This window comes from Collimonas pratensis, assembly GCF_001584185.1.
GTDB classification, from domain to species: Bacteria; Pseudomonadota; Gammaproteobacteria; order Burkholderiales; family Burkholderiaceae_D; genus Collimonas; species Collimonas pratensis.
Genome location: NZ_CP013234.1, coordinates 2,835,931 through 2,850,293, shown reverse-complemented (window position 1 = coordinate 2,850,293; position 14,363 = coordinate 2,835,931). Strand labels below are relative to the sequence as shown.

14 protein-coding genes are annotated in these 14,363 nt (G+C 58.3%); 13 read left to right on the top strand and 1 reads right to left on the bottom strand.

The window, feature by feature from the left end:
* Window positions 1–379: 379 nt before the first annotated feature.
* From CPter91_RS12910 to CPter91_RS12870, 9 genes are all read left to right on the top strand, one after another.
* Window positions 380–751 carry a MerR family transcriptional regulator gene (locus CPter91_RS12910; RefSeq protein WP_061940887.1) on the top strand — a complete coding sequence of 124 codons (372 nt, stop codon included), beginning with the start codon at window positions 380–382 and terminating at the stop codon, window positions 749–751.
* A 177-nt stretch (window positions 752–928) separates the two neighbouring features.
* Window positions 929–1,219 (top strand): Flp family type IVb pilin, encoded by a 291-nt coding sequence (locus tag CPter91_RS12905; protein WP_061940884.1) that lies wholly within the window; start codon window positions 929–931, stop codon window positions 1,217–1,219.
* 255 nt (window positions 1,220–1,474) lie between these two features.
* A complete protein-coding gene (locus CPter91_RS12900) occupies window positions 1,475–3,826 on the top strand; it encodes a Tad domain-containing protein (protein WP_061940881.1) in 2,352 nt (783 codons plus the stop codon).
* 11 nt (window positions 3,827–3,837) lie between these two features.
* Window positions 3,838–5,010, top strand: coding sequence for a hypothetical protein (locus CPter91_RS12895; protein ID WP_150119680.1), 1,173 nt, complete (start codon window positions 3,838–3,840; stop codon window positions 5,008–5,010).
* A gap of 22 nt (window positions 5,011–5,032) precedes the next feature.
* The gene (locus tag CPter91_RS12890; protein WP_150119679.1) at window positions 5,033–5,746 is read left to right on the top strand and encodes a hypothetical protein; all 714 of its coding nucleotides are present in this window, start codon (window positions 5,033–5,035) and stop codon (window positions 5,744–5,746) included.
* Between the two features lie 29 nt (window positions 5,747–5,775).
* A complete protein-coding gene (locus CPter91_RS26950) occupies window positions 5,776–5,970 on the top strand; it encodes a hypothetical protein (protein WP_061940870.1) in 195 nt (64 codons plus the stop codon).
* 23 nt (window positions 5,971–5,993) lie between these two features.
* Window positions 5,994–7,292, top strand: coding sequence for a TadE/TadG family type IV pilus assembly protein (locus CPter91_RS12880; RefSeq protein ID WP_061940868.1), 1,299 nt, complete (start codon window positions 5,994–5,996; stop codon window positions 7,290–7,292).
* Between the two features lie 80 nt (window positions 7,293–7,372).
* Entirely contained in the window at window positions 7,373–8,356 is a 984-nt protein-coding gene (gene cpaB, locus CPter91_RS12875; protein WP_061940865.1) for a Flp pilus assembly protein CpaB, read from the top strand.
* 26 nt (window positions 8,357–8,382) lie between these two features.
* Window positions 8,383–10,038 carry a type II and III secretion system protein family protein gene (locus CPter91_RS12870; protein ID WP_167595166.1) on the top strand — a complete coding sequence of 552 codons (1,656 nt, stop codon included), beginning with the start codon at window positions 8,383–8,385 and terminating at the stop codon, window positions 10,036–10,038.
* A gap of 28 nt (window positions 10,039–10,066) precedes the next feature.
* On the opposite strand, the gene CPter91_RS12865 is transcribed toward CPter91_RS12870, so the two are convergent.
* The gene (locus tag CPter91_RS12865) at window positions 10,067–10,405 is read right to left on the bottom strand and encodes a DUF192 domain-containing protein (RefSeq protein WP_061940859.1); all 339 of its coding nucleotides are present in this window, start codon (window positions 10,403–10,405) and stop codon (window positions 10,067–10,069) included.
* Between CPter91_RS12865 and CPter91_RS12860 the strand changes: the two genes are divergently transcribed.
* The 4 genes from CPter91_RS12860 to CPter91_RS12845 are packed head-to-tail and all read left to right on the top strand — an operon-like array spanning window position 10,404 to window position 14,357.
* Window positions 10,404–12,251: a TadA family conjugal transfer-associated ATPase gene (locus CPter91_RS12860; protein ID WP_061940856.1), complete on the top strand. Its 1,848-nt coding sequence runs from the start codon at window positions 10,404–10,406 to the stop codon at window positions 12,249–12,251. The two genes, CPter91_RS12865 and CPter91_RS12860, sit on opposite strands and share 2 nt — an antisense overlap.
* Window positions 12,244–13,101, top strand: a complete 858-nt coding sequence (locus tag CPter91_RS12855) for a type II secretion system F family protein (protein WP_061940853.1) — start codon at window positions 12,244–12,246, stop codon at window positions 13,099–13,101. The genes CPter91_RS12860 and CPter91_RS12855 overlap by 8 nt, the downstream gene beginning before the upstream one ends.
* Before the next feature lie 33 nt (window positions 13,102–13,134).
* Entirely contained in the window at window positions 13,135–14,028 is an 894-nt protein-coding gene (locus CPter91_RS12850) for a type II secretion system F family protein (RefSeq protein ID WP_061940851.1), read from the top strand.
* An 8-nt stretch (window positions 14,029–14,036) separates the two neighbouring features.
* The gene (locus tag CPter91_RS12845; RefSeq protein ID WP_061940848.1) at window positions 14,037–14,357 is read left to right on the top strand and encodes a hypothetical protein; all 321 of its coding nucleotides are present in this window, start codon (window positions 14,037–14,039) and stop codon (window positions 14,355–14,357) included.
* Window positions 14,358–14,363: the final 6 nt, after the last annotated feature.

Below are 14,363 nucleotides of genomic sequence, written 5' to 3'. Positions count from 1 at the left end.
GAGATTGCTGCACCCCCGGTATCGATTGCGCTGATTTTCCGCTTGACGTTCTCATTAGTGTCAATGTTCTATAGTTACTCCAGCCCAACAAGTAACAATCGTTAACGTCGGTTGACAATTGCAGTCAATGGCATGGGTCTTGCGTTAGAACAGGCAACAGGCCCCCGATGCGGCGCGCCGTTAGCTGTTTTCCAAGTACCCCCGTTATGTAACTTCACCCGTGTAAGACCGCAGTTAGTAGAACGTTTTATTAATCGGATCAAGCAATTCGGACGGATCGCAATACGTTATGAAAAGCTGGCACAAAGATATCTGTCATCTCTTTACCCTGTTTGCGTTGCGCCCCGGATCGCTTATTTGTTAACAAGGCAAAGGCGAAATGCGAATAGGAGAAATAGCAAATCGAGCAAAAGTGAGCGCGCGTATCCTGCGCTACTACGAATCGCAAGGATTGATTCTGTCGCAGCGTCTGGCTAACGGTTACCGTGATTATCCGCTGCAAACGGTGGATATCGTCAGGCAGATCAAGGACCTGATTGAATGTGGTTTCAGTACGCGGCAGATAGGCGCTTTTTTACAATCATCCGGAAGCGAAAATTCCGATCCAAGAAAGGGCGCCGCCGATCTGGCGCCGCATATAGAAAAACTTCACGAGCTGGATGGCCTGATCGACGTGCTGACAGAACGCCGGCGCCGGCTCTCCGAGCGGATTGCATTATTCGGCCATCGCGCCGTGACGTCAGTCAAATAAAACAAGAAAAATCATCCTGAATGATACAGGTACGCCGCCGTCATTAACCACGGTGCGGGCCTCGCTGCGCCGGTGTTTTGCCAACGACCGAAAAACACTGCAGCTGATAGGCCAGAGAGCAAGTTCAGTTTTAGCAACCGGGAATTGTCCCACAACCACCAGCCTCAGGAGACTCAAATGGCAACACTTTCAAACTTGTCGTCTGGCCACAGCAAAACCGCATCGCGTCAACGTGGTCAAGGTATGTCCGAGTACATCATCATCGTGGCGCTGATCGCTGTCGTCAGCATCGGCGTGTTCGCGGCATTCGGCAGCACCATCCGCCACCAGGTAGCCGGCATGGCGCAAGAAATGTCCGGTAACGATAGCAAGGCAGAGATCGCTAACGCTAAAACTTCGGCAGATCTGGCGACTACCAAAGCAGCTACCCAACGCACCATGAAAGATTACGGCAGCGACAACCGCTGATCCGCTGTTGCTCCAGTCCGCAACATTGCGGACTGGAGCTAATCATTGAATTTCATTCGACACGCTGTGTATGGCGGGGCTGGTTGCGGCCTTGTGTTTTGGCTGCAGTTAAAAATGCTTTCGTCAGCAATACAAGAAACGGGTTAGGCCAGAGGCCGCCGACAGATCATCAATGCTTGTTCTAATACGGAGCGCAGAGTGAAACGGGCATCGTCAAGCAAAAAGAGAAAAGCCGGTCTTACGGCCAGCAACAGAGTGCGCCAACGCGGCGCCGTGCTGCCTATCGCCATCTTCTTTTTTGCTGTCTTGTGCGTCGGTCTGTTTGCCGTCTACAACATGGCGCAGGTGACCAGCGAGAAACGGCAGCTGGTAAATGCCGCCGACGCCATTGCCTTCAGCACCGCCAACATTGCTGCCGAAGGGCTGAACTACACTGCGTATACCAACCGCGCCATGATTTCCAATTACCAGTCGGTGGGACAACTAACCGCCATGTGGTCGACGGTAGGCATGTCGGACCAATACTGGCAAAACAACAGCAAGGTGATGAAAGGCATCGCCGCGTTGACCAAATTCATCCCTTATATCGGCAGCAGCCTGTCAGGCATCTCCAACGCGTTGTCCAAGTTTGGCGAGTTCTGGGAAAAGATCCTCAGCGGCGTACGCGTCGGCAGCCAGGTGCTGGCGAATGCCGGCACCGCCACGGTCTCCTTGGCCAACTATGCAATTTTCGCTTCCCAGCAAGTTCATCTGGTGACCACGGTCTCAGCCATGACTAGCATGCAACACGACTTGCTGACTGCCAATGCGCCGCAAGCCGAATATATCCCGCAAACCATTGTTTATCAGATCGGCAAGAGCATGGTCGACTTCGGCAGCATGATCAAGCTGCACCAGCCGCCACGCAAATTCCTCGGCTTGACCAAGATGAAAGAGGCTGGAGAAAAGGATAATCCGGACAAGATTGAATTCAACCTGGTGCATCATTTGATGATGAAGGAAATGTTCAACTTCGCCAGCGGCAGCGGCGGCAGGCGCTTGTTTCCCAATGCGGTCGGCCTGTGGGCGATTGACGGCTGCAACCTGTCTGCCATCAATGGCATGTTGAGCGGCCTCGGAACCAATGGCCTGGAACAGATCGTGCCGGCGCTGAAGGGCAATGTGGCGGTCGACGTCATCGGACCAGTCATCGAAGCCTTCATGAATACCGTAGGCACTATCACCAGTCCTATCATGTGCCTGTATGAGCGCACCGGTGGCACCCGCATGATGCAGATGCAGGACGGTACTTATGCCTGGAGCAATATCGATATCATGGAAATCAATCCGCACCTGTTCGATATCCACATTCCGATTGCCGGCGCGACCACCTTGTCGAAGGTCGGGATGCAGGGATTGAACAAGAACCAGGAAATCCCGGAAGACCTGGATAAATTCGTCGATGCGGTGAAAGCCGACGACGCCGCCAAACGGGCATACTGGGGCGAAGCCACCGGCCTCGACGACTGCATGTATTTCACTCTCCCCAGCGGCGAGATCTACGCTCCGCGCCTTGGCGGGAAAAGTGGCGCTTGCGCCTCGCTGGCGGCCGGCTCGGCCAAAAAATACTACGACCGCGGGATCATGAATATGGCTGAAACCTCTGCTTATCACGCCATGGGCGGGCAAGCGAAGATCGCCTCGGCAACCGACGAACTCAACAACATGATCATGTCTTCCATGCTGCCTACGCTGGAAGCGGCCGGCGGCAGCATCGGTTCCAGCAATTCTTCGTCGGCGGCGATAAATTTGCCGAACAATAGCACCTCGACGGTTTTGGGTGGTGCTCCAGCCGGTACCCCGGCGTCAGGTTCGGCGCTGAATCCACCGAGCCCCGGCAGCGGCAATCCCGAGGTGGAACTGGCTTCTGCCTTGGCGCAACAGGCAGCCAATGTCCAGAGCCTGAGCGGGCTTGGCGCCAATGTCGGAGGTTCGATAGCGAGCATGCTGGGCAAGGGGTTTACCGGCTTCACGCAAGTTTTTGACGATCCCCTGGACAGCGCCAGCGCTGTTCTTAAAATATTCCTCGATTTGCTGGGCCTGGGCGATCTGGTGGATGTAATCAACATGCGCACCTCGCGCGGAACGGAGACCCTGTTCCAAAGGCCTGGCTTAAGGGGAACGATCGCAGCGGACATGGGCTTGCCGGCGGAACGGCTTGGTTTCTGGGAAATGCGCGACGCCAATATCGGCAACTACCAGATAGGCGACCGCGCGGCCAGCAATATGTTTGTCGCTTCCAGGGAAATACAGGACAACGCTTTGAAGGATCTGGGTCCATCCTTCATCGTGGGATTGCAGGAAACGGTAGGCGCCATGAAGTCGCCGTTGAAACCGGAAGGCCAGTTCAATCTGGGGCGCGAGCCGATCAAGGATTACGACACCGAAATCAAGCAAGACTACCTGCAGGCAATGGGCAAGGCACGGGTGTATTACCGGGCGCCGGTGGAACGCTGGACCGGCCGCATGCAAGTGGTGACGCACGCCAACCTGATGCTGCCTTACTGGAACGCACGGCTGGAAGGCTTGAATTATCCGGAAAAATTATTGTTCTTCACCATTAACTGAACCGGGACTCCATGCCTAATCCACCTAGAGTTTCCAGCCTGCGCAAGTCCGGAGCAAGGCAACGGGGCCAGGCCCTGTTCGAGTCGGTGCTGGCGTGCAGCGTGCTCATGCTGTTCCTGTTCGGCTTGCAGTGGGTCTGGCGTTTCGGCGAGCTGAAGCAGCTTAATACCGAGGCGGCGCGCTTTGCAGTATGGGAACGCACTGCCTACAAGGCGACCGGCGATGCCGACTACAAATCGCTGTACAGCGGCGATGCCGACCTGGCTCCCAAGGTGTTCCGCGGCGTCTACCTGACGCCACGCGGCGCGCGCCAGAGCCAGGCCGAAGGCAGCACCGCGCTGCTGCAGGACCATGCTGACTGGATGAGCACCGCGGCGCGGTTTTTTACCGATAAATTCGAGAGCGCTACATTCGGCTCCATAAGTAATGGCGCCCTGAATGTTTCCACCAGCTCCAGCAAATCGCCGGGCTGGTCGATGGGATTCGATCCGACCGGCAATACCTTAACCAATCTAACGCTGGACCGCGAGCCCTACGAGCGGGTCCAGGTCAATGGCTCGATCGGCCTGAGCGATTTCATCAAGACCTATATGGAACAAACCTTCGGCATCGCCAAAGGCGAGACTGGCCTGCCTGCTGGCGGCCCCAGTGCGCGCAGCCTGGGCAGCCTGACCATGGTCACCAACTCCTGGTCGGCGCCGGTGCCTGTGGCAAACCATCGGATTACCGAACAGCTCAATCCGTTCTATGACGGCGCCGCCAGCTCCGGCTCTTCCGGCAATCCGGTTGGCAAGATACTCAATAGTAATTATTTCAACCTGCCAGGATTGATCGGCGGGGCTTCGGGCTTTGGCGGCAATTACCGGGTTGACCTGGCTGGCATCAATCCGGCTCAGGTGTCGACCCTGGTCTCGCAAGGCATGGGACTGGATTTCGATAGCCTGAAAAATCCTGGCGGCCTGATCAAGGCATACAAGTCAACCGACGACTACAAGGAGAGTTTGAACCTGGCGGGCGGCATGGGCGAAGCGGACTATATGGCAGTGAAGTGCACCGCCAATCCCGGGCGCGAGATCCGGCTGACCCAATACACCCAGGACGAGTTGTGCCCGGCCGGCATCATGCGCGCGCGCACGATCTCCATGTTCGACAACCCGGCCTGGCGCTTTTCTCCGGCGCCGTAGCAGACAAGGGAAGGGAATTTATTTGAAAGTGTTGATGGCGGCTTGCTGGTGCCTGTTCCTGAGCACTGGCGCATATGCAGCGGACAAATGGAAAGCGGTGGAAGGCTTGATGCTGGACGGCGTACCGGACAACTGGCAACAGACCCGCCTGGCCGATGAAATCGAGGTAAACGGCTTGCCGATGCTGATCTACGAAATCGAAGGGCCGCAGCCGCTGCGCGAAGCGGCAGTGATATTGGCGGGGTCGTGGGCCAAGGCCAGATGGAAAGTCACCACCAAGGCCGCCGGCCACGAGGTGCAGATCGTGGCGGTCAAGGACGGCTGGCTGAAGCAGGCCAATCTGAGCAGCAACAACCGCAAGCAGACGCAGGGCTACCTCAGCATGTCGGACCTGCCGGCGCGCATGGAGCAGGACATCGCCACCAAGGCGCCGGTGCTGGCCAAGCATCTGCGCAAGCCTTCGGGTACGGTGATCTTGAACGAAGTACGGACGGTAGACATGGCGGGCGAATCGATCCTGACCACTATGACCAACAATTTTGACATGGAACAGAACATTGCCTTTTACCAGGAAGACCGCGCCGCCGAGGCATGGAAGCTGAGCTTCAAGAAAACTACCGAAGACAACAGCGGCACGGTGATGCGCTATGTCTCGCCCAAACAGCAGGAGGCGACCTACACCTTTACCAGGAATGCCGGCCAGACTTTTGTCGTGGTCAATTGGATTACGCGATGAAGCCGCGTCTGATGCAGCAAGGAAGGCCAATGGAAGCGGTTCTCGCCAGGAGCGCAGCGCAAGGGCAGGCCACGGTCGAATATTCGATCCTGCTGGTGTGCGTGGCGCTGGCGCTGTTCGTGCAGGTGGACGGCGTGTCTTTGCTCAGCTTGCTGCTGGATGCGATACGTCATTTGAATTTCAGTTACATCAACGGCTTAGGTGTCAGCGCCACGCCAATTTAGCAAACAAGCCGAGAACACGATATATGTTGATCAAAGTCGGAAGAAATCTGAAACTGGGGCGTGGCGCCAGCATGGCCGAATTCATTGTGGCGATTCCCATCGTGCTGATCTTTGCCTTGCTGTGCCTGCAAATGGTCTTGATGTACCGTGCCAAGCTGGCGCACAACTATGCGGTGCAGGAAGCGGTACGCATCGGCGCGATGAGCAATGGCCGGGTGGTGCCGCGCTTCGTCACGGATCCGCTGACGGCGCAGCTGGGTAATCTCGGTTATGCGGCGGTTGGCAAGATCGTCCACAGCAAGGATTCTTCCGGGCGCGATGTGACCTCGACCGTCACCACGCCGGGCAGTGAACTGGCCGGCTCCGGCCAGGCCGAAGCCGCCAGCAACGGCGTGCCGGTCAACAATGCCGCCGGCTCCTCCGGCGGTGATCCCGGCGAAGCAGAAAACCGCGCCGGTCCGATCTCCGGTTACCTGGGCAAGGCCAAGCAGAAAATCGGGCCGGCCGTGTGGGCCTTCGTCAAAGGCCTGATGCGCTATGGCGACAGCTCGGTGCTGCAAGGCTACATCAACGGCATCACGCCGATGTACATGGGTAGCGACACCGGCAAGCTGGCGGTGGTCGAAGCCCAGGTTGAAGCCTACAAGGATGCCATGTTCAATTCCTGCATCCTGTACCACAACCCGACCCAGGCAGCTTTCCTCGAATCAGGCGTGATCGAATTGCAGGGGCTCGATTACGGCATCCTCAAGCTGCCGGCCGACTACATGCGCTTCCGCACGCCGCTCGGCACGGATGCCCCGGGCGGCGGCGAAGATCTTTCCGACAGCAAGCTGAAAGGCGACATCACCAACAAGAACATCCAGGAAAACACCGTGCTGTCGATCGAAATCTGGTGGAGCTATCCGCTCAAGGTGCCGATCGCCAACAGCATCATCATCGGCATCACCCGCTTGTTCGGCAATAGCAGCGAGAGTTCCGGCATCGCGGCGTCGTTCCAGGCCAAGGCGCTGGAGCGCGGCCGCTATCCGTTCAGCTCATCGGCCAGCTACCGGGCGCAAAACGCCTTGCACTGGCATCCCTTTTATCCCTTGGGAACAAAATCGCCGCCTATCGGCGGCAGCGGCGGCTACCAGGCCTTCGACGTGGTCAGGCTGATCTGGAACAGCATCCTGAGCCGGCTGGAGGGCAAATTCGATCCGGCCGAGCCGCAGATAGGCTTCTGCCTGGGTGCGATGGACATGGGCGCCTGGGCCGCCGGCGAAAAGAACGATGTGCCGGAGCACTGGTGGGGCGAGGACTATGACAAAGCAAGCCATTAGAGCCGCAACGCCTTCCGATTTTCCAAGACACGCAGCGACTCTCAGCAGTTCGCAACGACGATCACTTTTACTCTCACATCATGAACATAAAACGTTTCATCAATTTTCAAAAAATCAAGAAAGCGCTGCCGCTGCTCATCATCGTCCTGATCGCCGCATTCGCCGTCTTCCTCGCCAACAACTACCTGAAAACCCGTTCTAGTGAAATCGAAAAAAGCCTGAGCGACGAAGCCAGCAAGGTGCGCACCGTAGTGACGGTGCCGCGGATCGACCTCAATCCCGGCGACGTGCTGACCATGGAACAGCTGGCTTCGCGCACGGTGCCCAAGGAATACATGAACTTCGACGTCATCTCGCCGGAACAGATCGATGCCTATATCGGCAAGAAGATCATCCGCCCGGTGCGCAAGGGCACACCCTTGCTGGAATCGTATTTCCTGATGTACGAGTCGGTGCCGTTTTCCAAATCGATCGATGCCGGCAGTCGGGCGATCACCATTCCGGTGGACGAGATCAATTCTTTTTCCGGCCTGCTGCGCGCCGGTGATCATATCGACCTGTTCTACATGATGAAACGGCCTCAGGAAGGGCCGCCCAGTGCCGGACCGCAGCCGGAAGATACCGTGCTGGCGCCGTTGCTGAAGAATATCGAAGTGCGCGCCACCGGTCAGACCACGGTGCGCGAAGTGTTGGCGGCCGACCGCGCACGCGAAGCAGGGTTAGGCGAGCGCCAGGGCCAGGCCGGGCGCGCCACTTACAGCACGGTGACGATTTCGGTGCCGGCGGCGGATGCCCAGAAAGTCATCCTGGTGCAGACCGGCGCCCGCATCGTCGCCGTGCTGCGCAGTCCTGACGACCAGGGCGACGCCGAGAAAAGACTGTTCCTGTCCGATGTCATCGATCCGGACGCCAAGCGCCGCCTGCAGATGCCGGGGTCGCAGGTCGACTACATCATCGGCGGCCGCTTCAAGACCGGCGAATATGCCGACGGCGGCAGCGACCAGGCCAGCAAACTTGAAGCCTTCAAGCGCCTTCTGGGCAGCGCAGCCGGCAATCCACAATGATATCCAACAAAAAGCCACGCAATAACATGACTAATCCAAGAAATTTCCGCTCCTGCCTGCTGTTGTCCGCCCTGATTGGCAGCCGCGCCTTTGCCGCCGCACCTTTGCCGGAGACTTTGCAAAACCAGAACAAGGCACAAAAAGCCAGCCAAAAACAGGTCCAAAACGAGGCCCGCGCCAGCCGCGACGGCGGCGTCGAATACCTGGACGGCAATGCGATTGAACAGAGAAACCAGATGAACGGGCCGGAGGGCATCCCTGTCCGCAATGCCGGCGACCTTGCTGCCTTGAAGCCTTCGAGCGGCCATGGAGCAAAGGCGCAGCAAGCAGTCGACGACGAACTGCTCATGTACGCCGGCGAGGCGCGCGTGATCGAAGTCGGCGCGGTGAACCGCATCGCTATCGGCAACGGCAAGATCGCGTCCACCGCAGTGATCGAAAAGACCAAACTGCTGATCATTGCCCAGGAAGTAGGCCTGACCAATATTCTGCTCTGGAACAAGCCGAACTTCTCGCGTGAAATCCGCTTGCGGGTGACCGCGCTCAACGTCATCAAGCAGCAGCGCGATGTCAAGGCAGCCCTGGCCGACCTGACGGGTGTCGATGTGGTGCGCCGCGGCGACCGCCTGTACGTGGAGGGCAATATCCATTCGCGCGAAGACCTGTCCAAAATCACGGCCCTGACCGATCAGTACGCCAACCTGGTCAACAGCACCAAGCTCGATATCGACACCGTGCCCGCCTACAAGCAGGACTCGCAGATGCTGGTGTTCGACCTGTATTTTGTCGAATTCAAGAAAGGCTACCTGGAGAACCTGGGCGTCAACTGGGCCAAGAGTTTCAACGGTTTCAACATCGGCATCTTCGGCGAAGCATCGCGCGGCGCCGTCAACCTGCGGCCTTTGCCGCAAGACACCGGCACCGGCGGCAAGTTCGACCTGCCTGACCAGAAACTGCGCGGCGTCAGCGCCAGCGTCAATGCTTCGATTGCGATTCCCTCGGTCATCCAGCTGGCGGTCGACAGCGGCGACGCCTTTGTGCTGGCGTCACCAAGCATCGCCACCCGCAACGGCGGCCAGGCTCGCTTCGTCGCCGGCGGCGAAGTGCCGATTCCGACGGTCAGCCAGAATGGCACCAACGTCACCTTCAAGCCTTACGGCATCCTGATCGAAATCGCGCCCAAGCTGGATGCTTTCAGCAACATCACCGGCATCCTCAAGGCCGAGGTCAGCAAGATCGATCCGACCGTCAGCGTCGGCGGCATTCCGGGATTCACCACGCGCCGCACCGAGACCGATTTCTCGGTCAAGACCGGCGACGCCATCATCTTGTCCGGCTTGTACAGCCAGGACGGCAGCACCGATATCCAGAAAGTGCCGGGACTGGGCGATGTGCCGCTGCTGGGCAACCTGTTCAAGAGCACCGGCACCACCCGCAACCAGACCGAGGTCTACCTGGTGGCGATTCCGCACACGCAGGAAGGGGAGTCGGGGGAAAGCTCGAATGCTTTACGCAATATCAGCAACCGCATCAACCAGGCGCGTAAAGCGGTGGGCATGCCGGAGGAGGCAGAGCTGCCGACCCTGCGCAATCTGCAGAAAGAAATACCGGTGAAGTCGCCGTTCCAGGCAGCGCCGCTGCGGCCTGAGCCGGCATTGCCGCCTGAATACGGCAATCATTGACGCGACGGCGGCCGGCTAGAGGTGCAGACTAGAAACGCAGCTGGTCGCCGACACTCAGGGACAGGGCTGCCAGGGTGGCGGGATGCAGTTCCAGCGTGTGGCGCGCGGAACGGTCGGAAGAAAGACTTCTGCGCGCCATGACCGGAACTATCTTGGTGATGACGAAGTCTGGCGACAGATACACCACACCGATGGTGAAGTGCATGAAAAAAGTATGGACCGAGTTGCAGTCCTTGAGCAGGTAGCCGCTGTCGGGCGCCAGCGTCCTGGTGAACATCAGGCCGCGGGCGCGGCTGAAAAACGAGTCGCCGATGGTGACATTGGCGATGATGATCTGATTATTTTTATATGCGGGAATAATTTTCATGGCAGAGAGCCAAAGTGGATTTGTGTTGATGGTGGTCGCGGACGATTATGACATACTAGATGAAGTCTACGTCGACAAGGAACGCTTCGTTCTCGGCAAGGGAGAGGGCTGCGACCTGCGTCTCAAGGGCTGGAACGTCAGCAAGCTGCATGCGACTTTTCTATTGAACGAGGGCAGCGTTTTCATTGAAGACAGCGGCAGCATCTTCGGCACTTGGGTCGACGGCGAGCGCGTCAACCGCCTCGGGCCGCTGAGCAGCAACACCGTGATCAAGATCGGCAACTACAGCCTGACCTTGCATACCAACCAGCAGGGGCACGAGGCCAGCGTCGGCCGCGAGCGGCAGAACCGGGCCGTCAACCATGCGATCAGCTCTATCGAACATGATTTTGAAGAAGTGCTGGTGGCGGAACGGCCGCTGAAACAGGCTAGCCAGCCGCTTCCGCCCGCCGCGCCGCGCCAGCAGTTCGCCACGCCGGTCCAGGCGCCGCCACCACCGGCGCCGTCTCGCCCGGTCCCGATAGCCGTTGCGGCGGCGCCGGCAGCCATGCCACAGGGATCAAGGCCGGGCGCCGGCGGCAAGCAAGTCGCAAATATCCCGGCGCGCGTGATCGATCTTGAATTTTCGCGCTGGCGCAAAACCTTGCACGAGGCGGTGCTGCATGAAATCGATCTGCGCCGCATCGACGCCAACAAGATGTCCGAGCACGATCTCAAAGCCAACGTCAAGAGCCTGATCAAGGAGTTGCTGAACACCACCTTCAGCTTGCCGGACAATATCGACACCGAGCTGCTGACCAAGGAAGTGCTGGACGAAGCGGTCGGCCTGGGGCCGCTGGAGCCGATGATCGCCGACGACAGCGTGACCGAAATCATGGTCAACCGCCACGACGAAATCTGGGTCGAGCGCGGCGGCCGGCTGGAACTCTCCAGCGCCACTTTCACCAGCGACCTTGCGGTGCTGGGAGCGATCGAGCGGATTGTCACGCCGCTAGGACGCCGTATCGATGAAAGCTCGCCGATGGTCGATGCGCGTTTGCGCGACGGTTCGCGCGTGAATGCCATCATTTCACCGCTGTCGCTGCGCGGACCGACCCTGACTATCCGGAAATTCTCGCGCCGCAAGATGGTGGCCGAAGACTTGATCAAGTATGGCTCGATGACGGAGGACATGCTGAATATCCTGCGCAGCGCGGTCGAACAGCGCTTGAACATCGTGGTGTCAGGCGGCACCGGTTCCGGTAAAACCACCTTCCTCAACATGATGTCTGCCTTCGTGCCGAACGACGAGCGCATCGTCACCATCGAGGATGCGGCCGAGCTGCAGCTGTCGCAGCCGAACCTGGTGTCGCTGGAAAGCCGGCCGCCCAACGTCGAAGGCAAGGGCCATGTGGCGATCCGTGACCTGGTGCGCAATTCGCTGCGGATGCGGCCCGACCGTATCATTGTCGGTGAGTGCCGCGGCGGCGAAGCGCTGGACATGCTGCAGGCCATGAATACCGGCCATGACGGCTCGATGACCACCTTGCACGCCAACTCGCCGCGCGACGCGCTGGCGCGTATGGAAGTGCTGGTGCTGATGGCCGGCATGAACCTGCCGGTGCGGGCGATCCGCGAACAGATTTCCTCGGCGGTGCACCTGATCATCCAGCTCACCCGCTATTCCTGCGGCGCGCGCAAGGTGACGGCGATCACTGAAGTGGTCGGCATCGAATCGGAAACCATCCAGCTGCAGGACATCTTCAAGTTTCATCGTGAAGGCCTGGACCAGAATGGCAAGACCTTTGGCGAATTCCGTTATTCAGGCATGAAGCCTGTCTTCATGGAGCGATTGGAAAATGAATAATCAGATACTGCTGTTTTCGGGGATCTTGTTTGCGCTGGTGCTGTTCATCGCCTGGTCGCTGCTGAATTCCAAGGGGTATTTCCTCAAGCTGCTGTTCGACATGCACGTGCGCTATATCGGCCACATCAAGGAATGGACCGGGCTGCGCGACGGCCGTGTCTACATGGTGCTGTTCGCCCAGATAGCGGCGGCGCTGATGCTGGTGGTGGTGATTTATTTCGTCTTGCGCAACATCTTCCTGGTGTTGCTGATCGGTTATTTCATCTTCAAGGCGCCGCTGTGGGTCAGCAATTACAAGCGCAAGCGCCGCCTCAACAGCATCGAATACGAATTGCCGACGGCGCTCACCGTGATCGCCTCCAGCCTGACGGCGGGGGTGTCCCTGAGCATTGCCTTGCAATCGTATTCCAAGGAGAGCAATTCACCTTTGGCCAGCGAATTTGCGCACGTGATCCGGCTACAGAAAGTCGGCGTCGATTTCGAAACCGCGATCGAAGAAGTCGGCAAGCGCATCGACCTGGTCGATTTCCAGCTGCTGGTGATGACCTTCCGGATCTCGAAATCGGTGGGCGGCAACCTGTCGGAAACGCTGATGAGCCTGTCTAACACGATCCAGCAAAAACTGACAATCGAGGGCAAGATCAGGTCGCTGACGGCGCAGGGCAAGATGCAGGGCTGGGTCATGATCTGCCTGCCGGCGCTGGTCGGGATTGCGCTGTTCTTCATCCAACCGGCCGAAATGGGGCTGCTGCTGACCACGTTTTACGGCAAGATCGTACTCTTCATCTGTCTCACCATGGCCTATGTCGGCCACAAGGTGATCCAGAAAATCCTGGCCATCGATGTCTGACGGCTGCGGACATTTTGTAATCGGATACATGCCATGAACAGTTCAATCTATCTTTACGGCGCAATCATACTGGCCTTCGGCAGCCTCAGCGTTTTCATGTTTTACCTGTTCCGGCTGGTGGCCAATGTCAAGGTCACCAAGTTCCGGCCGAACATGGATCCGCTGCCGCGGCTGCTGAAAAGAATCTGGAATGGCGTGATGTTCTTCGACTTCTATTTTGGCGCGACAGTGTCGGAGGCGCGGCTGCTGAAACGCAAGCAGATGCTTAACTCGGCCGGCCTGGAATATTTCATGACGCCCGCCGAGACTTACGCCTTGCAGTTCTTCTCGCTGGCAGTAGCGCTATTTTGCGCCGTGCTGGTGGGCCTGGCGGCGTTTGGCATCGACTATACGGTGCTCATCATCATGCTGGTGCTGGGACTGATAGGCTGGTTTTATCCGCTGATGTGGATCCGCGACCAGAAGAAGAAACGCAACATTGAGATCTCGCGCTATTTTCCGTCTTTCGTCGATATCGTGACCCTGTGCTGCGAATGTGGCTTGACCCTGAACACCGCCATCGTCAATTTCTGCGAACGCGGTCCGGAATGCATCTTGCGCCATGAGATCGAACGGGTGGTGCGCGACATGAAAACCGGCGCCGGCCGCGCCGACGCCTTGGGAAAGTTTGCCCGTCGCACCGGCAATGTCGACATCTCGCGTTTTGTCGGCATTGTCCTGCAATGCGATAAACTGGGCGTGCCGCTGGGGCCGACCTTGCGCAAGTTCGCCGAACAGAAGCGCACCGAACGTTTCCAGCGCGCCGAAAAGCTGGCGATGGAAGCACCGATGAAGATGATCGCGCCCCTGATCATGTTCATCTTCCCGATTACCTTTATCATCATCGCTTTCCCGATTGTGATGACCATCCTGATGAATTTCAAATAAGAGAGCAGATGAGAAAAATCCTCGCCGCGATTACTGCACTTTCCCTGGTCGCCGCCAGCCAGCTGGCATGGGGCGCCAAGGTCATGCCCGAATTGAAGAAGGCTAATACCGACATCTGCCTGAAGATGGGCGCTTCAGCCCGCGGCGCACCCAAGGCGCCGGAAAAAATGCCGGCCTTTTGCGGCTGCGTGTCCGATGCCTACTGGGACAGCGTGCCGCAAAGCGAATACAACCTGCTGCTGCAGACCGGCAAATCGCCGTCGCTGGAAGCCAACCTGGAAAAGCGCCTTGACGTCGCCAAGGCGGCCTGCCTGAAGAAGGCCGGATAAAACCGC